The 18169-nt window shown below is 72.5% G+C and carries 18 protein-coding genes and 1 riboswitch; of the genes, 7 read left to right on the forward strand and 11 right to left on the reverse strand.

The annotated features are described in order from the left end of the window. The first annotated feature begins 105 nt into the window (after positions 1-105). Positions 106-738 carry a sulfite oxidase-like oxidoreductase gene (locus tag ACWDGI_RS17710; protein WP_450759950.1) on the forward strand — a complete coding sequence of 211 codons (633 nt, stop codon included), beginning with the start codon at positions 106-108 and terminating at the stop codon, positions 736-738. Positions 739-753: 15 nt separating this feature from the next. Here ACWDGI_RS17710 and ACWDGI_RS17715 read toward each other — a convergent pair whose 3' ends face one another. Then, on the reverse strand, positions 754-1308 hold the full coding sequence (locus tag ACWDGI_RS17715; protein ID WP_450759952.1) for a DUF4396 domain-containing protein: 555 nt from the start codon (positions 1306-1308) through the stop codon (positions 754-756). A 187-nt stretch (positions 1309-1495) separates the two neighbouring features. Here ACWDGI_RS17715 and ACWDGI_RS17720 point away from each other — a divergent pair, with 187 nt between their 5' ends. Continuing rightward, complete coding sequence (locus tag ACWDGI_RS17720; protein ID WP_450759954.1) at positions 1496-1762, forward strand: Pycsar system effector family protein; 267 nt, start codon at positions 1496-1498, stop codon at positions 1760-1762. A gap of 11 nt (positions 1763-1773) precedes the next feature. Here the strand turns inward: ACWDGI_RS17720 and ACWDGI_RS17725 are convergent, their stop codons facing one another. The 5 genes from ACWDGI_RS17725 to thiO all read right to left on the reverse strand — a co-directional run bounded on the left by ACWDGI_RS17725 (position 1774) and on the right by thiO (position 7114). Continuing rightward, complete coding sequence (locus ACWDGI_RS17725) at positions 1774-2676, reverse strand: deoxyribonuclease IV (RefSeq protein ID WP_450759956.1); 903 nt, start codon at positions 2674-2676, stop codon at positions 1774-1776. A 34-nt stretch (positions 2677-2710) separates the two neighbouring features. Continuing rightward, on the reverse strand, positions 2711-4672 hold the full coding sequence (gene pknB / locus ACWDGI_RS17730; RefSeq protein ID WP_450759958.1) for a Stk1 family PASTA domain-containing Ser/Thr kinase: 1962 nt from the start codon (positions 4670-4672) through the stop codon (positions 2711-2713). Between the two features lie 277 nt (positions 4673-4949). Then, on the reverse strand, positions 4950-5744 hold the full coding sequence (locus tag ACWDGI_RS17735; RefSeq protein WP_450759960.1) for a thiazole synthase: 795 nt from the start codon (positions 5742-5744) through the stop codon (positions 4950-4952). Positions 5745-5747: 3 nt separating this feature from the next. Further along, a complete protein-coding gene (thiS, locus tag ACWDGI_RS17740; protein ID WP_360482358.1) occupies positions 5748-5948 on the reverse strand; it encodes a sulfur carrier protein ThiS in 201 nt (66 codons plus the stop codon). Continuing rightward, positions 5945-7114 (reverse strand): glycine oxidase ThiO, encoded by a 1170-nt coding sequence (gene thiO, locus ACWDGI_RS17745; RefSeq protein ID WP_450759962.1) that lies wholly within the window; start codon positions 7112-7114, stop codon positions 5945-5947. Before thiO ends, thiS begins: the two co-directional genes overlap by 4 nt. Continuing rightward, positions 7112-7223: riboswitch (TPP riboswitch) on the reverse strand. It overlaps the preceding gene by 3 nt. Positions 7224-7352: 129 nt before the next feature. Here thiO and ACWDGI_RS17750 point away from each other — a divergent pair. The 5 genes from ACWDGI_RS17750 (at position 7353) to ACWDGI_RS17770 (ending at position 11864) form a co-directional block, all read left to right on the forward strand. Beyond that, positions 7353-8591 carry an NAD(P)/FAD-dependent oxidoreductase gene (locus tag ACWDGI_RS17750; RefSeq protein ID WP_450759964.1) on the forward strand — a complete coding sequence of 413 codons (1239 nt, stop codon included), beginning with the start codon at positions 7353-7355 and terminating at the stop codon, positions 8589-8591. A gap of 93 nt (positions 8592-8684) precedes the next feature. Then, a complete protein-coding gene (locus ACWDGI_RS17755; protein WP_450759966.1) occupies positions 8685-9050 on the forward strand; it encodes an Rv2175c family DNA-binding protein in 366 nt (121 codons plus the stop codon). Positions 9051-9084: 34 nt separating this feature from the next. Continuing rightward, positions 9085-9732 carry a thiamine phosphate synthase gene (gene thiE / locus ACWDGI_RS17760; protein ID WP_450759968.1) on the forward strand — a complete coding sequence of 216 codons (648 nt, stop codon included), beginning with the start codon at positions 9085-9087 and terminating at the stop codon, positions 9730-9732. Between the two features lie 177 nt (positions 9733-9909). Beyond that, positions 9910-10833, forward strand: coding sequence for a methylenetetrahydrofolate reductase [NAD(P)H] (gene metF / locus ACWDGI_RS17765; RefSeq protein WP_450759970.1), 924 nt, complete (start codon positions 9910-9912; stop codon positions 10831-10833). Between the two features lie 56 nt (positions 10834-10889). Beyond that, the gene (locus tag ACWDGI_RS17770) at positions 10890-11864 is read left to right on the forward strand and encodes an SCO2102 family sporulation regulator (protein ID WP_450759972.1); all 975 of its coding nucleotides are present in this window, start codon (positions 10890-10892) and stop codon (positions 11862-11864) included. A 31-nt stretch (positions 11865-11895) separates the two neighbouring features. Here ACWDGI_RS17770 and ACWDGI_RS17775 read toward each other — a convergent pair whose 3' ends face one another. From ACWDGI_RS17775 to ACWDGI_RS17795, 5 genes are all read right to left on the reverse strand, one after another. Continuing rightward, the gene (locus tag ACWDGI_RS17775; RefSeq protein ID WP_450759974.1) at positions 11896-13410 is read right to left on the reverse strand and encodes a phytoene desaturase family protein; all 1515 of its coding nucleotides are present in this window, start codon (positions 13408-13410) and stop codon (positions 11896-11898) included. A 47-nt stretch (positions 13411-13457) separates the two neighbouring features. Further along, complete coding sequence (locus tag ACWDGI_RS17780) at positions 13458-14072, reverse strand: DUF4126 domain-containing protein (RefSeq protein ID WP_450759976.1); 615 nt, start codon at positions 14070-14072, stop codon at positions 13458-13460. Positions 14073-14630: 558 nt separating this feature from the next. Next, positions 14631-15257, reverse strand: coding sequence for a TetR/AcrR family transcriptional regulator (locus tag ACWDGI_RS17785; RefSeq protein WP_450759978.1), 627 nt, complete (start codon positions 15255-15257; stop codon positions 14631-14633). A gap of 62 nt (positions 15258-15319) precedes the next feature. Further along, positions 15320-17404, reverse strand: coding sequence for a YhgE/Pip family protein (locus ACWDGI_RS17790; protein ID WP_450759980.1), 2085 nt, complete (start codon positions 17402-17404; stop codon positions 15320-15322). Then, positions 17376-18146 carry an ATP-binding cassette domain-containing protein gene (locus ACWDGI_RS17795; RefSeq protein WP_450759982.1) on the reverse strand — a complete coding sequence of 257 codons (771 nt, stop codon included), beginning with the start codon at positions 18144-18146 and terminating at the stop codon, positions 17376-17378. Before ACWDGI_RS17795 ends, ACWDGI_RS17790 begins: the two co-directional genes overlap by 29 nt. Positions 18147-18169 lie beyond the last annotated feature (23 nt).

Consider the following 18169-nt stretch of genomic DNA (forward strand, 5'->3'; position numbering starts at 1 on the left):
TACTTAGTAAGTAAGGGTGCACTTGGTGCTAGTTGACCGATTTGCTGATCTTTGAGAGATCTGCGTGGTCGGATGCACCGTCCGTGGTCTGTCAGGATGGAAGGCATGGGTCATCCGGTGGAACACGCGTCGAGAGAAGCCGCGGGAGCCGGGCTTCCGCCGGGGCAGCGGCTGCAGCGCGGCTGGCCGGTCACCCACTACGGTCCGGTGCCCAAGTTCCGTCCCGAGCGCTGGGAGTTCAGGGTGTTCGGCGCCACCGCCGACGCGGGCCCGCACACCTGGAACCACGAGCAGTTCACGGCCCTGCCGTACACCACCGTGGTCGCCGATCTGCACTGCGTGACCAAGTTCAGCATGCTGGGCGCCGAGTGGGGCGGGGTCCCGGCGTGGACCGTCCTGGAGCTCGCGCCGCCCGCTCCCGACGTCACCCATGTGATGGTGTGGGCGGAGTACGGCTTCAGCTCCAACCTGCGCCTCGCGGACTTCGCCGGCGACCGCACGATCTTCGCCACCCACAAGGACGGCGAACTCCTCACCGCCGAGCACGGCTTCCCGGTGCGCCTGGTCGTCCCCCAGCTGTACGCCTGGAAGGGCCCCAAGTGGGTCCGCGGCATCGAGTACATGACCGCCGACCGGCGCGGCTTCTGGGAGGAGCGCGGCTACCACAACCTCGGCGACCCCTGGAAGGAGCAGCGCTACTCCTACCAGGAGGGGCCGGGGGACGGTCCGGAACTCTGAGTTCCCGGGGCCGGGTCAGTGGTGGTATCGGTGCACCACCGCGTGTCCCTTGCCCCGGCCGATCGTCCACTTGTTGACCGGGGTCGTCACCACGAACGCGATCACCAGCGAGACGGCCAGCGAGACCCAGAACAGCGCGTCGCCCAGCTGGGCGTCCATCGCGGCCGGCCAGACCAGGATCGTGCCGTTGTCGATCAGCTCCATCACGGCGATCGAGAGGGTGTCCGCGGCCAGCGCCACCCGCAGCGCGGTGCGCAGGTCGACGCCCGCCCTCAGCACTCCGCGCATGGTGAGCGAGTAGCCGAAGAAGAACGCCAGCACGATCGCCAGCAGCGTGGTGGGCAGGTTCCCCCAGCCGAAGGCCGTGCCGACGACCATGCCGAGCACCTCCCCGATGGCGCAGCCGGTGAGGCAGTGCAGGGTCGCCTGGACGGCCATGGCCCAGGAGGCGCCGGCGGGGCCGCGCGCGGCGTGTGTCCCGTGTGCTTCGTGGTGCGTGTGGGGCTGTTCCGCGTGCCCGTGGTGCTCGTCGTGTCCGTGGTGCTCGTGAAGGGTGTGGTCGTGGTCCATGGCTGATCCCCGGTGTCAGGTGCGGATCCCTCTTGAGACAACGACATATATACCCCCCTGGGGTATTCCCGGGAAGGCTTGGGGCTCGTTCCGGTAACGGGCCGCCCGCTCCCGGAGGACGAACTGCGCAGGCTGCGCCGGGTCTTCCAGGAACCGGCGGACTACGGCGACCACCGCGAGCAACTGCGTGGCGGCCGCCTCCTCGTGCTGTACGGCCCGTACGTTCCGCTCGGCACCGGGCCCGACCTTCTACGCCGACGCGCTCACCGTCACCGACCGGGAGGCGCTGCGCCGCGCCGCCGCCGAGGTCGGCGCGGACCGGGTGGGCCGGCTGCTCACCCAGTTCCAGGACGTCAGTGTCATCCTCTCGGCGAAGTACCGGTGGCTGCGCCGGTCGATGGCGCTGCTCGGGGCGGGACTGCTGCTGGCGGCGGTGCCGCTGGCGGTCGGCTGACCCGGGCGCGGTCAGCCGTCGCGGAGCCGCTTGAGGCGCTCGACGTCGGCCGCGTGCCCCTCCTTGCCGCCGGGCGTCTCGATGATCAGCGGTACGCCCGCGGTCGCCGGGTGGGTCATCAGCGCGCGGAACGGATCCTCGCCGATGTGCCCGGCACCGATGTTCTCGTGACGGTCCTTGTGCGCGCCGACGACGTCCTTGGAGTCGTTGGCGTGGATCAGCTTCAGCCGTCCCTCGCCGACCGTCTCCACCAGCAGGTCCAGCGTCTGGTGCATGCCGCTCGGCCCGGTCAGGTCGTGCCCGGCGGCGAACACATGGCAGGTGTCCAGGCACACGCCCAGCTTGGGATGTGCGTCCAGCGCCTCGAAGTACGGCCCGAAGTCCCAGGTCCGCGAGCAGAGCGAGGCGCCCTGTCCGGCGGTGGACTCCAGGAGCAGGAACGGGTCGTCGTCATGGGTGAGCTCGTCGAGGAGCGGCAGCAGATATGCCCGCACCTGCTTCAGCGCGACCTCCCGGGCCCGCCCGCCGGTGGCGCTCCCGGTGTGCACGACCACCCCGAGCGCCCCGATCTCCCGCCCGCGCCGCAGCGAGTGCCGCAGCGACTCCACCGACTGCTGAGCCGTCGCCTCGGTGTGCGAACCGAAGTTGATCAGGTAGGGGGCGTGCACGTAGGCCGGGATCGCCCCCTCCGCACAGGCCGCCCGGAACGCCTCGTCCTGCCGGGGGCTGCCCGCCGGGGTGGCCCAGCCACGCGGATTGGCGACGAAGACCTGCACGGTCTCGGCCTTCAGCTCACGGGCGTACGACAGCCCCACCGAGTGCAGGCCACCGGCCACCGGGACATGACCGCCGACGGGGTTGCGGGTGGGACCGGACCGCGGGGTGCCGGAGGGACGGGACGGGTGGCTCTTCACCCGTCAAGGGTGTCACGCCATGGGCCGGCCCCGGTCACCGGATGGTGATGGTGATCGTCGACCCCTTGGGCGCCTGCTCCCCGGCGTCCACCGACTGCCGCTTCACGGTGTTGCCGAACAGCCCGAACAGCCCGCGGTCCTCCTTGACCTGGAAGCCGGACTGCTCGAGCAGCTTCGTCGCGTCGTCGACCGTGGCCCCGACCACGTTCGGCACCTCGACCATCTCCGGGCCCTTGGACAGCGTCAGCGTCACCGTGTCGCCCTCGGCGGCCTGCGCGTCGCCCGCCGGGGTCTGCCGGGCCACCTGCCCCTGGTCGTACTCGGAAGTGACCTCGGTGGCCGAAACGGTCACCTTCAGCCCGGCCTCCTGAAGCTCCTGCCGGGCGTCGTCCAGGGTGTCACCGGTGACATCCGGGACGTCGACCGGCGAACCCTTGCTGACGACGAGCGCGATCGCCGTCCCCGCGTGCCGCCTGCTCCCGGGACCCGGATCGGTGGAGATGACCGACCCCTTGGGCACGTCGTCGCTGAACTCCCGCGTCACCATGCCCGGTTCGAGCCCGCCGGCCTTCAGCAGCGCCTTGGCCCGGGCCTGCGTCCGGCCCTGCACGTCCGGCACCTTCACCGTCTCCGGGCCGTCCGAGATGGTGAGCGTCACCGAGTCGTTGCTGCGAATGCGCTTGCCGGCCGCCGGGTCGGTGCTGATCACCGTGCCCCGCCTGACCGTGTCGCTGTAGGCGTGCTCGACCTTCTTGATGTCGAGCCCGGCCTCCTTCAGCCGCGCGGTGGCCTGTGCCTCGGTCTTCGACAGCAGCGGCGGGACCTTCGTGAACTGCCCGGAGTTGATGTACCAGATACCGGTGCCGGCACCGAAGAGGACCAGTACGGCGACGACGAGCGTGACCAGCCCGCGCCGGGACCGGCGGCGGGCCCCGTGCCGCCGCTCCGGCACCGGGGGCGCCTCGAACCGGCTCGTCATCAGGACCTTGTCGTCCGGTTCGTCGACGGGCAGCGGCCGGGACGGGGGTCCTCCCGCGCGAGCGAAGCCGAGCGTGGGGGAGGCCAGCGACCGCGGAATGACGCTGGTGCGGTCCTCGGCTATGTCATGTGCCTCGGAGAGAGCCTGCGGAGGTACGGCGTCCAGCTGCTCGTCCCGCAGGGTGGCCCGCGCCTGCCGCACCAGGGCCAGCAGCGCGACGGCGTCGTACGGCCGGACCTCGGGGTTGCGGGCGGTGCCGTGGGCGACCAGCCCGTCCAGCTCGTAGGCCAGCCCCGGCACGAGGGCGGACGGCGGCGGCACGTCCTCGTGGAGATGCTTGTAGAGGATCACCGCGGGCGAGTCCGAATCGTGCGGCTTCTCGCCGGTGAGCATCTCGTAGAGGACGACACCGCACGCGTACACGTCGACGCGGGGATCGGCGGCCCCGCTCTCGATCTGCTCGGGCGCCAGGTACGCCACGGTCCCGAGCACCGCGCCGGTGGTGTTGGTGACGCTGTCCACGGACCGCACGAGCCCGAAGTCGGCGACCTTGACCCGCCCGTCGTCCCCTATCAACACGTTCTCGGGCTTCATGTCCCGGTGCACGAACCCGGCGCGGTGCGCGGCGCCCAGCGCGGCCAGCACGGGCTCCAGGATGTCCAGCGCGGCCCGCGGCTGCAGCGCGCCGCGCTCACGCAGCACGTCACGCAGGGTGCACCCGGCGACGTACTCCATCGCGAGATACACGTACGGCCCGTCGGTCCCCTGGTCGAACACCTGGACGACATTCGGGTGGGCCAGCCGGGCGACCGACTTGGCCTCGCGGATGAATCTCTCGACGAAGGACCCGTCGGCGGCGAGCGCCGGATGCATCACTTTCAGCGCGAGCACCCGGTCCAGCCGGACGTCCAGGGCCCGGTAGACCGTGGCCATCCCGCCGACGGCGATTCGCGCGTCGACGCGATAACGGCCGTCGAGCACCTGCCCGACGAGGGGGTCCTGAAGCGTCGTATCCACCCCGCGAGTGTACGAGCCCCGGCTGAAACCCCCACAGGTGAGACAGATTTCCCCACCGACTTGCAGCGCACCTGTGACGCGGCGCGCCCCTCCACGCGCCCCACACGCGCCGACGACGCGCGCCCCCGACGGCCGCCCACCACGCGCCCGGCAGGGCTCCCCCCGTACGTCCCGCGGTCGCCGACGGTGTTCGGCCCCCACGGGAGAGTCCGGCTTTTCGGCCAACCGATTCGGGGGTCCGTGGGGGGGAGAGAGACGGGCGGGAGGGGGCCGGCGGTCAGAACGCGGGGTGCTCGGGGTGGAACGCGGCCAGGCCCTCCGTGGGGGACGACGGCTCGGCGAAGTGGCGGAAGGGGATCCGGCCGGCCAGCCGGGCCAGCCGCCCCGCCTCCACCCCGGCCCGCATGGCGGACGCCATCCGTTCGGGATCCTGCGCCCGGGTCACCGCCGACGCCAGCATCACCCCCGCACAGCCCAGCTCCATCGCCAGCGCCACGTCGGACGCCGTACCGGCCCCCGCGTCCAGAATCACCGGCACGCGCGCGTGCTCGACGATCAGCCGGAAGTTGTGCGGGTTACGGATCCCGAGCCCCGACCCGATCGGCGACCCGAGCGGCATCACCGCGGCGCACCCGACGTCCTCCAGCTTCCGGGCCAGCACCGGATCGTCGTTGGTGTACGGCAGCACCGTGAACCCGTCGTCGACCAGCGTCTCCGCCGCGTCAAGCAGCTCGATCGGGTCGGGGAGCAGGGTCCGCTCGTCGGCGATGACCTCCAGCTTGACCATCGAGGTCCCCAGCGCCTCCCGGGCCAGCCGGGCCGTCAGCACGGCCTCCCCGGCGGTGAAGCACCCCGCCGTGTTCGGCAGCACCCGGATCCCCAGCCGTTCGAGGACCGAGAGCACGGACCCCCGTACGCCGGGATCCACCCGCCGCATCGCGACCGTCGTCAGCTCGGTCCCGGACGCGACCAGCGCCCGCTCCAGCACCTCCAGGCTGGGCGCACCGCCGGTCCCCATGATCAGCCGGGAGGAGAAGGACGTACCCCCGAGCACGAACGGATCGTCGGCCATGGCTCAGCCTCCCTGTACGGCGGTCAGTACTTCCACGCGGTCACCCTCGGCGAGCGCCGTACCCGGCCACTCCCCGCGCGGTACGACGGTCTCGTTGACCGCGGCGGCCACCCCGGACGGCGCGACCGTCAGGGACTTCACGAGCGTGTCGAGAGCGGTGCCCGGGGTGATCTCCCGGCGCTCCCCGTTGACGGAGATGTTCATGCGGTCTGCTCCAGGAGTGCGCCGGGGACGGGGCCGAAACGCTTCGGGGTGAACGGACGGGCCTGTTCCGGCAGCTCACCGCCGGTCAGCAGCTCCGCCATCACGTCTCCCGTGACCGGCGTGAGCAGCACTCCGTTGCGGTGGTGCCCGGTGGCCAGCAGCAGTCCCTCGAGGCGGGTCGGTCCGAGCAGCGGCGCGTTGTCGGGGGAGCCGGGACGCAGCCCGGCCCGGGTCTCGGTCAGCGGCAGCTCGGTGATGCCGGGCACCAGCTCGTGCGCGTCGCGCAGCAGCTCGTACACGCCCCCCGCCGTGACCGTCGTGTCCCAGCCCAGCTCCTCGCTGGTCGCCCCGACGACCAGCTCGCCGTTCTCCCGGGGCACCAGGTAGAGATGGCCGCCGCGCACCACGGCCCGCACGGTCCGGCTCAGGAACGGCGCGTACGGTGCGGGCACGGTCAGCCGCAGCACCTGCCCCTTCACGGGCCGCACCGGCGGCAGCACCTCGTCCGGCACCCCCGCCAGCCGCCCGCTCAGGCTGCCGCCGGCGAGCACGACCCGGTCCGCGGTCAGCAGGTCGCCCGCGCGCGTGACGACACCGGCCGCCCGCTCCCGTGCCACCTCCAGACGCTCGGCCCAGTCGCGGTGGAAGACCACCCCGGCCCGTTCGCACGCGGCCACCAGGGCGGCCGCCAGCCGGCGCGGGTCGATCTGGTGGTCGCCGTCGACCCGCAGCCCGCCGCGCACGCCCGGCGCGAGCATCGGTTCCAGGCGCCGGCACTCCCGCCCGGACAGCCACTCGGAGTCCAGCCCGGACTGCTGCTGGAGGGCGTGCAACTCGCGCAGGTGCGCCCGGTCGTCGGCGTCCAGCGCGACCGCGAGGGTGCCGCAGCGCCGGTAGCCGAGGTCGTGGCCGGTCAGCTCGGTGAGCTCGGCGGCGAAGTCGGGATAGCGACGGGCGGAGGCCAGGTTGAGCCCCAGCAGGGTCTGCTCGCCGTAGTGCAGTTCGGTGACCGCGGCCAGCATCCCCGCGGCGACCTGCGCGGCCCCGCCGCCGGGCTCGGGGTCGACCACGGCGGTGGCGAGCCCGCGCTGCGCGGACCGCCAGGCCGTCACCAGGCCGATGATTCCGCCCCCGATGACGAGGACGTCGGACGTATGTGCGGACATGGGCGTCCAGCCCCTCCCTTCGCCGGCATGACCCGGATCAGGTTCGTACGGTCGGAGGCCGCCAGCCTCCCTCTCAGCCCGGTGCGTCCGGGCTCCCGCGTGTGCTTCCCGGCCACCCTAGCCCGGGTGGCTCCGCCCCGGTAGGACGGCCTGCCCCGGCGGTGTGGAACAGGTCACCCAGCACGCCACCTGACTGACTCTTTGTCAGTTGTCTATCGTTCTTGTCTATGGTGATCAGGTGAGCGAGCAGACGCAGCGACCGAGCACGTCACAGAGGCGACGCGTGGTCGTCGTGGGCGCGGGCATGGCCGGGGTGCAGACCGCCGTGGCCCTGCGCGAGCGGGGGTTCACCGACACCGTCACCCTGATCGGCGCCGAGCCGCACCAGCCGTACGACCGGCCGCCGCTCTCCAAGGCGGTGCTGCTCGGCAAGTCCGAGGGCTCCGCCTTCGAGGTCGACTTCGAGGCGCTCGGCATCGAGCTGGCGCTGGGCCGTGAGGCCCTCGGCGTGCGCCCCGCCGACCGTGAGCTGGACACCGAGTCCGGACCGGTGCCGTACGACGCCCTGGTGCTCGCGACCGGTGCCGAGCCGATCACGCTGCCCGGCACCGAGGGCGTGCCCGGCGTCCATCTGCTGCGCACCCTGGACGACGCCGAGCGGCTGCGGCCCGTGCTCGCCCGGCAGCACGACATCGTGGTGGTCGGCGCGGGCTGGATCGGCGCCGAGTTCGCCACCGCGGCCCGGCAGGCCGGCTGCGCGGTGACCGTCGTGGAGGCCGCCGACCGCCCGCTCGCGGGAGCGCTCCCGGCCGAGGTGGCGGCGCCGATGGCCGGCTGGTACGCCGACAGCGGCGCCGAACTGCGCACGCACACGCGCGTGGCGCGGGTCGAACCCGGCGCGGTGGTGCTCGACGACGGCTCGCGGGTGCCCGCGGGCGCCGTCGTGGTCGGCATCGGCGCCCGCCCCGCCACCGCCTGGCTGGCCGGCTCCGGCATCGGACTGGGCGCGCACGGCGAGGTGCTCGCCGACGACCGGCTGCGCACCGGCGCCCCGGACGTCTACGCGGTCGGCGACTGCGCCTCCTTCCCGTCCGGCCGCTACGGCGAGCGCCTGCTGGTCCACCACTGGGACAACGCCCTCCAGGGCCCGCGCACGGTGGCCGCCAACATCCTCGGCGAGTCCGACGCGGTCTACGACCCGGTGCCGTACTTCTGGTCGGAGCAGTTCGGCCGCTTCGTGCAGTACGCCGGCCACCATGCCGTCGCCGACCGCATGATCTGGCGCGGCGACCCGACGGGACCGGCCTGGAGCGTCTGCTGGCTCCGCGAGGACCGCCTGGTCGCTCTGCTGGCGGTAGGCCGGCCGCGAGACCTGGCGCAGGGCCGCAGGCTGATCGAGGCGAACACCCGCATGGACGCGGAGGCACTGGCGGATCCGTCCCGCCCGCTGAAGAACGCGACCGGAGCGCCCCGGTAGGGGCGCGGGGAACCGCGTGACCGACCCCCAGGGCGCCGCACCCGGCCAACGATCCATCGCGCCCCACCCGCCGGAACGCCTACCCTTGTTTCCGTGACCGAGATTGACGCAAAGACCGATGCTCTCGTCCCCGCCTGGCTCACCGTCCCCGACATCGCAGAGATGCTGGACGTCGATGTGACGCGCGTGCGGCAGCTGGTCAAGGAGGGCCAGCTCATCGCCGTTCGCCGTGGTGAGAACCGCGCGCTGCACGTCCCCGCCGCCTTCATCGACGGGGACAAGGTCGTCAAGGGCCTGTCCGGAACCTTGACGCTCCTGCGGGACGACGGCTTCACGGACGAAGAGATGCTGGAGTGGCTCTTCACGCCCGACGAGACCCTGCCCGGTACCCCCGCGCAGGCGCTCAGCGAGAATCGTGGCACGGAGGTGAAGCGCCGCGCCCAGGCGCTCGCCGTCTGAGGCAGCCAGTACCGACACGACGGGGGACACACCGATGACCGACACCGCCCGCGCCCAGCTGGCCGACGCCCGGCTCTACCTGTGCACGGACGCCCGTAAGGAGCAGGGCGACCTCGCCGGGTTCCTGGACGCGGTCCTGGCGGGCGGTGTCGACATCGTGCAGCTGCGGGACAAGGGCATGGAGGCCGCCGAGGAGCTGGAGCACCTCGCCGTGTTCGCCGACGCCTGCGCCCGGCACGGCAAGCTGCTCGCGGTCAACGACCGCGCGGACGTCGCCCACGCGGCCGGCGCCGACGTGCTCCACCTCGGCCAGGGCGACCTGCCGGTCCCGGCCGCCCGGGCGCTCCTCGGGCCGGACGTCCTGATCGGCCGCTCCACGCACGCCGAGTCCGAGGCCGCCGCGGCCGCCGTCCAGGACGGTGTGGACTACTTCTGCACCGGTCCCTGCTGGCCCACCCCCACCAAGCCCGGCCGCCCCGCCCCCGGCCTCGGCCTGGTGCGGTACACCGCCGCCCTGGGCACGGACCGCCCCTGGTTCGCCATCGGCGGCATCGACCTGGGCAACCTCGACCAGGTGCTGGACGCGGGCGCCCGCCGGGTGGTCGTGGTCCGCGCGCTCACCGGGGCCGACGACCCGGGCGCCGCGGCGGCCGAGTTCGCGAAGCGACTGCGGTCGGCCTAGGGCCTGGATCGCGCCCCCTCCGGCCGGCGCGGCTGCTCGGCCGTGGCCGCTCCGGCCGGCGCGGCTCCTCGGCGGACCGTCCGGAAACTTGTCCAGTATTCGGACGCGGGGCGGACAATCCCGGCAAATCTCCCGAGTGCGGTTGGGTGTCCGCCCACCCCTGGCTAACCTGCGAGTATGGCCCTCGGAACCGCATCCACCAGGACTGACCGCGCACGCACCGTGCGTGACATGCTCGCCTCCGGCAAGACCACGTACTCGTTCGAGTTCTCGGCGCCGAAAACCCCCAAGGGCGAGCGGAACCTGTGGAGCGCGCTCCGGCGGGTCGAGGCGGTCGCCCCCGACTTCGTCTCCGTGACCTACGGCGCCGGCGGCTCCACCCGCGCGGGCACCGTCAGGGAGACCCAGCAGATCGTCGCCGACACCACGCTCACCCCGGTCGCCCACCTCACCGCGGTCGACCACTCGCTGGCCGAACTGCGCAACATCATCGGCCAGTACGCGGACGCCGGGATCCGCAACATGCTCGCGGTGCGCGGCGACCCGCCCGGCGACCCGATGGGGGAGTGGGTGGCGCACCCGCGGGGCCTGACCTACGCGGCCGAACTCGTCCGGCTCATCAAGGAGTCCGGTGACTTCTGCGTGGGCGTGGCCGCCTTCCCGGAGATGCACCCGCGCTCCGCCGACTGGGACACCGACGTCCGGCACTTCGTCGACAAGTGCCGTGCGGGGGCCGACTACGCCATCACGCAGATGTTCTTCCAGCCCGAGTCGTACCTTCGCCTTCGCGACCGGGTCGCCGCGGCCGGCTGCGAGACCCCGGTGATTCCGGAAATCCTGCCCGTCACCAGTGTGAAGATGCTGGAACGGCTGCCCAAACTCAGCAACGCGTCCTTCCCGGACGCCCTGAAAGAGCGGATCCTCACAGCCAAAGACGATCCGGCGGCGGTACGCTCCATCGGTATCGAGTTCGCCACGGAGTTCTGCGCACGGCTGCTGGCCGAAGGCGTCCCCGGACTGCACTTCATCACGCTCAACAGCTCCACGGCGACGCTGGAAATCCACGAGAACCTTGGCCTGCACCATCCCCCGCGGGCCTAGACCGGCCGCACCGGAGTACGACACACTGCGTAGCGGTTACTGGGAGAGGGGCGTACATGGGCTGGACGGTCCTCTACGTAGCGTTCGGCATCGTCGCACTGTGGCTGCTGGGCGAGGTACTGCTGCAGTACAAGGCGCGGCTGCGCTGGCGGCTGCTCGCCTTCGTCGGCTTCCTCGGGGTCGTGTTCGGTGTCCTGATTCCGTCGGTGATCGTCATCGGGCTGGGCGCGATCGCGTTCGCGGTCGGCCAGACCTACGTCACGCTCTCGTTCCGCCGCGGCTTCGAGTCCGGCTGGGCGGTCAAGCGCCCCGGCGCCGACGGTGAGGGCGGCCTGATCAGGGGCCGCCGCGGCGAGCCCGACGAGGACCCGGGCCCGGAGGCCACCGACCCGGAGACGGCCGACGCCGCCTACGCCGACCAGCAGGCCGCCTACGCCACCGGCGGTAACCCGGCCTACGGCGACGACTACGACCGGGACGACGTCTTCTCCCCGGGTCGCGCCGCCGAGCCCACGGCCGCCGAGTCCACGGCGGTGTACGAGCCGCAGCCGATGCCCGACGACACCGGCTCCTACGGCATATACAACGACTCCGGTTACGCCACCACCGGCGACCCCGCCTACGCGACCGCCGGCCAGGACCAGGCGTACGCCGCCCAGGGCACCGACCAGAACTACGCCTACGACTACTCCGGCTACGGCCAGCAGCAGTACGGCTACGACGCCAACGGCCAGCAGCAGTACGCCAACTACTCCGACCCGTACATCGGCAACCAGACCTACGGCGGCGCCGGGTACGACCAGTCGTACGGCACCCAGCAGTACGACCAGCAGGGTTACGCCCAGGGCCAGTACGGCAACGGCGGCTACGGCGAGACCCCGGCGGGCGGTGTCTGGGTCCCCCAGCAGCGCGCCGACGAGACCTACGGCGGCGAACTCCCGCAGGAGCAGCCCTACCCCTACCAGGGCGACGGGCAGGGCCAGCAGCAGAGCCAGCAGGGCACCGGGTACGACGAGCAGTACCGTTTCTGAAGCTGCCGTTCCGCGCGGCGCGGACCGCGCCTCACTGCGAGCCGCGGAACTCCGGCCCTTCCACGATCAGCCCGGCCACCAGCGCCCCGGACATACCGGCGTGCGGAAGGCCGCCGCCGGGGTGCGACCAGCCGCCGACCCGGTACAGGCCCGGCAGCCGGGTGGTGTTGGCCGGGTGCAGGAAACGGCCCTTGCCGGCGGCGAGAGCGGGCGCTGAGACCTCCCCGAACCCCCCGGTCCCCGTGACCCGTTCCGGCAGCAGCGTCTCGTGCCAGATCAGGCGCTCCCGCAGCCCCGGGACGGCGGCCTCGGCGGCTTCCAGGAGGAACTCCGTACATACCCGGGCCATGTCGGCCCTCTCCCAGCCCGCGTGGGACGACAGCACCGCCGACAGCACCACGGACTCGTGGTCGTCGTCCGGTCTCAGTGCCGGGTCGTCGGGGCGCAGCACCGTCACGGTGGGGCGCACCGGACGGTCGCCGCCGGGAGCGGCCAGCAGGTCCAGCTCGGTCTCCTCGTCGGGGGCGTGCACGATCGTGCGGTGCGCGGCACCGGCCTCGGGCCCGCCCCGCAGCGCGAGCAGCACGGTGAAGCGGCCCGGGCGCGCCGCCTTCGTGTCGGCCCGCACATCCTCCTCGGCGTCCAGCCGGCACCCCGTCAGCCGCGTGAGGGCCTCTAGCCGCACCGGATCCACTCCGGCCACCACATGGTCCGCGTCGATCACCCTGCCCCCGGCGAGCTCCACCCCCGCCGCCCGGCCGTCCTTCGCCAGTACCGCGGTGACCTCCGCGCCGAACACGAACTCGACCCGCCGCTGTACGCACCGCTCGTACACCGCACGCGCCAACTCCCTTGTCCCGCCGCGCACATACCAGGTGCCGAAGGCGTGCTCCAGGTACGGCAGCACCGCCGCGCTCGCCGGGGTGTCACGGGGGTTGAGGCCATGGGCGAGGGCATGGCTGTTCAGGAGGGCGGCGAGCCGCTCGTCGCGCAGCTCCCAGGCACCGATCTCGGCGAGCGTGCCGGCCCGGCGGGTGCGCAGCAGCTTCCTGTGCGGCACGGACGGATAGGGCTCGCGCTCGGCCAGCACCTGCCAGTTCGGCCACAGCGGCTCCTCCAGCAGCGGACGCCGGGTGCGGTCCCAGGCCTCCCGGGCCCGCACCAGGAAGTCACCCCAGCGCTGTCCGGCGCCCGCCCCGAGAGCCTCGTCCAGGGCGGTGACGACGCCCGCGCGGGACGCGTTCGGCAGCGCGACCTCGGTGCCGTCCGCGAAGACGTGCCGGGCCGAGGGATCGACCTGGACCAGCTCGACCCGGTCCTCCAGCGGCTCCTTGCCGGTCTTGACGAACAGGTCGCGGTAGACGGCGGGCAGCGACAGCAGCCCCGGGCCGGTGTCGAAGGCGAACCCGTCGCGCTCGAACCGGCGCACCCCGCCGCCGTACGTCTCCGTACGCTCGTACACCGTCACCCGGTGGCCCGCGACGGCCAGCCGGGCGGCCGCCGCCATGGCGCCCATCCCGGCGCCGATCACCGCAATCCGTCCCATGCCCGCGACTTTAGCGACCGCCACCGACACTCCGGCTCGGCGGCCCGTCAGTCCGGCGGCCTGCCCACCTGGGCCGCGACCCGGCGTTCCTCCCGGCGCTGGGCGCGACGGCGCCAGAAGCGGCGGATCCGGGAGATCAGGAACACCAGCACGATCAGACCGGTGGCCAGCAGTACCGCGGCGATGATCGCCGCCGCCAGCGGGTGGAACATCGCGAACGACACGATCGCGCCGACCCCGAGATCCTCGGCGAAGCTCAGCACGATATTGCTGAACGGCTCCGGCGAGGTGTTGACCGCCATCCGGGTCCCGGCCTTGACCGTGTGGCTGGCCAGCGCCGTCGAGCCCCCGATCAGCCCGGCCGCCACGTCCGACAGGGAGCCGCTGTGCCCGGCGAGCAGCGCCCCGACCCAGGCGCCCGCCACCGGGCGGACCACCGTGTGCACGGAGTCCCACACCGAGTCGACGTACGGGATCTTGTCGGCGACCGCCTCGCACAGGAACAGCACGCCCGCGATGATCAGCACCTCGGGGCGTTGCAGCGTCTCGGGGACGTCGTCGCTCAGGCCCGTCGCGCCGAAGAAGCCGAGCAGCAGCACCACCGCGTACGCGTTGATTCCGCTGGCCCAGCCGCTGGTGAAGACCAAGGGGAGTACCGACACGGACGCGATCGTAACCAGTCGGCGCCCGCGCGTCCTGGGCCTGAGCACGCAGAGCTGAGTACGCGTACCTAGGGAGTGAGTTGAGTACGCGCGCGGATGGGCCGCGACCTGCGTGAACGAGAGAGTGGGGGCACGGAAAAGGGCGCCAGGTCCGGTACCGCCGACACGGGGCGGCGGAACGGCGCCGGCGCCCTCGACCGCTCCTTCCGCCGATCCGTCGGCGGAAGCGAGACACGGGGGAGAGGGGACCCGGGGGAAACAACGGGAAATCGGGGGAAGCACGGGGGTGCACGGAAGGCGCCGGTCCGACGGTGGCCCGCGGGGGACGCGGCCACGGCGGACCGGCGCTTTCGTCTGCTCGCGTGTGAGTGCGGTGCCTTCGTCTGCTCGCGTGCGGGTGCGGTGCCTTCGTCTGCTCGCGTGTGAGTGCGGTGCCTTCGTCCGCCCCCGCGTGAGTACGGTGCCTTCGTCCGCCCACGCGCCGCCTGGCGCTTTTGTCCGCCCACGCGCGCGGGCGGCTTTCTCGCGGCCACGCGCGCGTGCCGGTCCCGGAAGGGCTCAGCCCTTCCCGCTCACCCGCCCCTGCAACAGCCGGGACAGGGCCGAGTGGACGTCGTCCAGGGAGCGCTCCGGCTGGAAGGACTTCCAGTCCAGCGCGGCCACCAGCACCATGCCGACCAGCGCGGCCGCCGTCAGCTGGATGTCGATCTCGTCGCTGAACTCGCCGTTCTCGACGCCCTCGCGCAGCACGCCCTCGACGACCGCGACCGCCTGCTGCCGGACCACCATCAGCGTCGACTGCCAGGCCCGGTTGGTGCGCCACAGCTCGGCCACGTAGAGCTGCGTGAAGGCCGGATAGCGGTCGATGAAGACCAGGCCCGCGCGGATCATGGCGTCCAGGGCGTCGACGCGGTTGCCGCCCTCCCGCGCGCTCCGCTCGGCGGCCTCCTTCAGGGAGGCGGTGAGCAGGCCCACGCCGTGCCGCAGCAGCTCCTCGAAGAGGACCGACTTGCTCGCGAAGTTGTAGTAGACCGTGCCCTTCGCGACCCCGGCACGCTCGGCGATCTCGTCCACCGTGGTGGCGGAGAAGCCCTGCTCGGCGATGAGGGTGACGGCCGCCTCGTAGAGCTTCTGCCGGGTGGCTTCACGGCGCGTGCTGCCGCCCGTGGTGCTGCTGCTTTCCATGGTCCTGATTCTCACAGGAACGGCGGCACCGGCGGGCACCGGAGGTGAGGACACGGATCTCCTCACAGGCTCAGCTCGGGGTGCAGCCGGTCCAGCGTCCACACCTGGCGGCGCCGTGCCGACAGGGCGGTGAGCGCGAGGGCGCCCACCGTGAACGCCGTCAGGACGGCACAGGCCAGCCACACCGGTCCCAGCCCGCCGCCCGTGATCAGCCTCCGCAGGGCCGCCACGATGTAGCTCATCGGCAGGAAGGGGTGGATCGCGTTGAAGAAGCCCGGGCTGGTCTGCACGGGATAGGTGCCGCCCGCCGAGGTCAGCTGGAGCATCAGCAGCGCCAGCACCAGGATCCGGCCGGCCGCCCCGAAGCGCGCGTTCAGCCACTGCACGATCGCCGCGAAGCACGCCGTCACCAGGAACAGGAACCCGACCGTCCCGGCCGCGTGGACCATCTCCAGACCGATCGCCCAGTGCAGTACGGCCATCAGGGCGGCCGTCTGCAGCACCCCGACCGCGACCACCGGCAGCCAGCCCGCCAGCGCGATCCGCCAGGCCGCCGAACCGGCCGCCAGGGCACGCCGGTTGAGCGGCTGGATCAGCATGTAGGCCACCATCGCGCCGACCCACAGGGACAGCGGGATGAAGTACGGGGCGAACCCGGTGCCGTAGTTGGGTGCCTTGTGCAGGTCCCTGGAGGCGAGCTGGACCGGGTCGGCCATCACCCCGGTGCGCCGGTCGCGGTCCTGCTTGCCGTAGTCGGGGATCCGGGCGGCGCCGTCGTGCAGACCGCCGGCGAGCTTGCCGGAGCCGTCGACGAGCTTGTACATCCCGCCGTTGAGGTCGTAGGCACCGCTCTCGAGCTTGCCGACGCCCGTGTCCAGGCCGGTCGCGCCGGTCAGGGCCGTGCCGAGGCCGGTGTGCAGCTTCTCGGTGCCCGCGGCGACCCGGGCCGCGCCGTCGTTCAGCCTGTTGATCTTCTTGACGGCGTCGGCGACGTCCTCGGAGAGGTGCGGGGCCCGGTCGGCGAGGGCCTGGGCCTGCCGCTGGAGGATGCCGAGGTTCCCGTCGAGCGTCTTCAGGTCGCCGTGCTGGTCCGCGATCAGCGTGTCGAGGTCGTCGGCGACGGCGGCCACGTCGTCGGCCGCGTCCCTGGCCTTCTTCAGGTCGGGACAGACCGGGTCGGTCAGCAGCCCGGCCGAGCAGCGCGCCCGGTAGACGTCGTCCAGCGTGCCGGCGGCCGTGTGCGCGGTCTTCGCGGCCACGGGGGCCGCCTTCACCAGGACGCCCAGGTTGTCGCGGACGGTCCGCGCCGAGTCGGCGACCAGCCGCGCGGTGTCGCCGATGGTCTTCTCGTTGTCCTCGAGATACGGGCCGACCTTGCCGTAGACCCCGTTGACCTGGTCCGCGAGCGCCTGGGTGCCGTCCGAGACCTGCCGGGAACCGTCCTTGAGCGTCCCCGCGCCCGTGTCCAGCTTCCTGATCCCCTTGGTGAGCTTCCCGCTGCCGGACTTGGCGTCCGTCAGCCCGTCAGCGAGGTCCTTCGAGCCCTTCTCGGCCTTCCCGATGCCGCCGCTGAGCGTGTCTGCGCCCTCGGCGGCCCGCACGGTCTGCCCGTGGATGTCGCCGAACGAGATGAAGATGCGGTCCAGGAAGGACCGGGAGGCCTTCGCGGACGCGGCCGAGCGCACCTCGTTGAAGACCGTGCGGGAGATCTGGCCGACGATGTAGTTGTTCGCGTCGTTGGTGCGGACCTGGAGCGCACCGGTCTCCGGGGAGTCGCCGGCACTGGAGGCGATGCGCGAGCTGAAGTCGGCGGGCATGGTCAGCGACAGGTAGTAGGTGCCGTTCTCGACACCCCGGCGGGCCTCCGCCGCGCTCACCTGGTGCCACTCGAACGTCCTGCTGTCCCGCAGCCCGTCGACGATGTCGTCGCCCGCGGTGATCTTCCTGCCGCTCGCGCTCGCCCCCTTGTCGTCGTTCACGAGCGCCACCGGGATGCGGTCCAGCCGGCCGTACGGATCCCAGAACGACCACAGGTAGAGCGCGCCGTACAGCAGCGGCAGCACCAGCAGGGCCACCAGGGCCGCGCGGGGCAGCCTCCCCCGTCCGAAGCGCCTGAGCTCAAGCGCGGCCAGTCGCGGTGAGCGCATCGCCGGCCTCCTCCCCGGTTCCGGGGCCTTCCGGCATCCCGCTCTCCTCTTCCTGAACGGTCCCGGTGCGTACCACGACGGCCCCCTCCAGCGCCTCCCCGCAGACCGCCACCACGGTCGTGCCGGCCTCGGCGATCGACGCCAACAGCGTCCGCACCTGGGTCCGTTCGGCCGCCGACAGCTTCAGGTCCGCGTCGTCCACGGCGAGCAGCCGCGGCCTCCCGACCAGCGCCAGCGCCACCGACAGCCGCAGCGCCTCGATCCGCTCCAGATCCCGTACGGCGGTCCGGGCGCCCTTCGGCAGCGACTCCAGGTCGAGCCCGGCGGCGGCCAGGGCCTCGTCGGTCAACTGCCGTGCCTGTGCGCCCTTCTCGGCCCGGGGCCGCAGCAGGGCGCGCAGCGAGTCGCCGAACCGGCGCTGCAGCAGGGCCCGTTCCCGCAGGTGTTCGCCGACGGTCAGGGCGGGTTCGAGGTCGGTGACCCCGGCGACGTTGGCCACCGCGCTGATCCGGCGCACGGCCGCCAACTGCTTGGGCAGCCGGGCCCCGCCGACGGTCGCGGTGCCCTCGGTGGCCCTCATCCGTCCGGTGAGGGCGAGCAGCACACAGGTACGGCCGGAGCCGGACGGCCCCTCCACCGCGATCAGCGCGCCGGCCCCGGCGTCCAGGGAGATCCCCTGGAACGCCCAGCCGCGCGGGCCCTTGAGCCCGAGCCGCTCGGCCCTGACAGGTACGCCGTGCACAGGTTCCCCCCTGCCTTCCGAAG

This window comes from Streptomyces sp. NPDC001220 (assembly GCF_053597895.1).

What these genes read in the sequence shown, in the direction of transcription:
- ACWDGI_RS17710 (WP_450759950.1), top strand. Translation starts at nt 106, where the DNA reads ATGGGTCATCCGGTGGAACACGCGTCGAGAGAAGCCGCGGGAGCCGGG.
- ACWDGI_RS17715 (WP_450759952.1), bottom strand. Translation starts at nt 1,308, where the DNA reads ATGGACCACGACCACACCCTTCACGAGCACCACGGACACGACGAGCAC.
- ACWDGI_RS17735 (WP_450759960.1), bottom strand. Translation starts at nt 5,744, where the DNA reads ATGGCCGACGATCCGTTCGTGCTCGGGGGTACGTCCTTCTCCTCCCGG.
- thiS (WP_360482358.1), bottom strand. Translation starts at nt 5,948, where the DNA reads ATGAACATCTCCGTCAACGGGGAGCGCCGGGAGATCACCCCGGGCACC.
- thiO (WP_450759962.1), bottom strand. Translation starts at nt 7,114, where the DNA reads ATGTCCGCACATACGTCCGACGTCCTCGTCATCGGGGGCGGAATCATC.
- thiE (WP_450759968.1), top strand. Translation starts at nt 9,085, where the DNA reads ATGACCGACACCGCCCGCGCCCAGCTGGCCGACGCCCGGCTCTACCTG.
- metF (WP_450759970.1), top strand. Translation starts at nt 9,910, where the DNA reads ATGGCCCTCGGAACCGCATCCACCAGGACTGACCGCGCACGCACCGTG.
- ACWDGI_RS17770 (WP_450759972.1), top strand. Translation starts at nt 10,890, where the DNA reads ATGGGCTGGACGGTCCTCTACGTAGCGTTCGGCATCGTCGCACTGTGG.
- ACWDGI_RS17775 (WP_450759974.1), bottom strand. Translation starts at nt 13,410, where the DNA reads ATGGGACGGATTGCGGTGATCGGCGCCGGGATGGGCGCCATGGCGGCG.
- ACWDGI_RS17785 (WP_450759978.1), bottom strand. Translation starts at nt 15,257, where the DNA reads ATGGAAAGCAGCAGCACCACGGGCGGCAGCACGCGCCGTGAAGCCACC.
- ACWDGI_RS17790 (WP_450759980.1), bottom strand. Translation starts at nt 17,404, where the DNA reads ATGCGCTCACCGCGACTGGCCGCGCTTGAGCTCAGGCGCTTCGGACGG.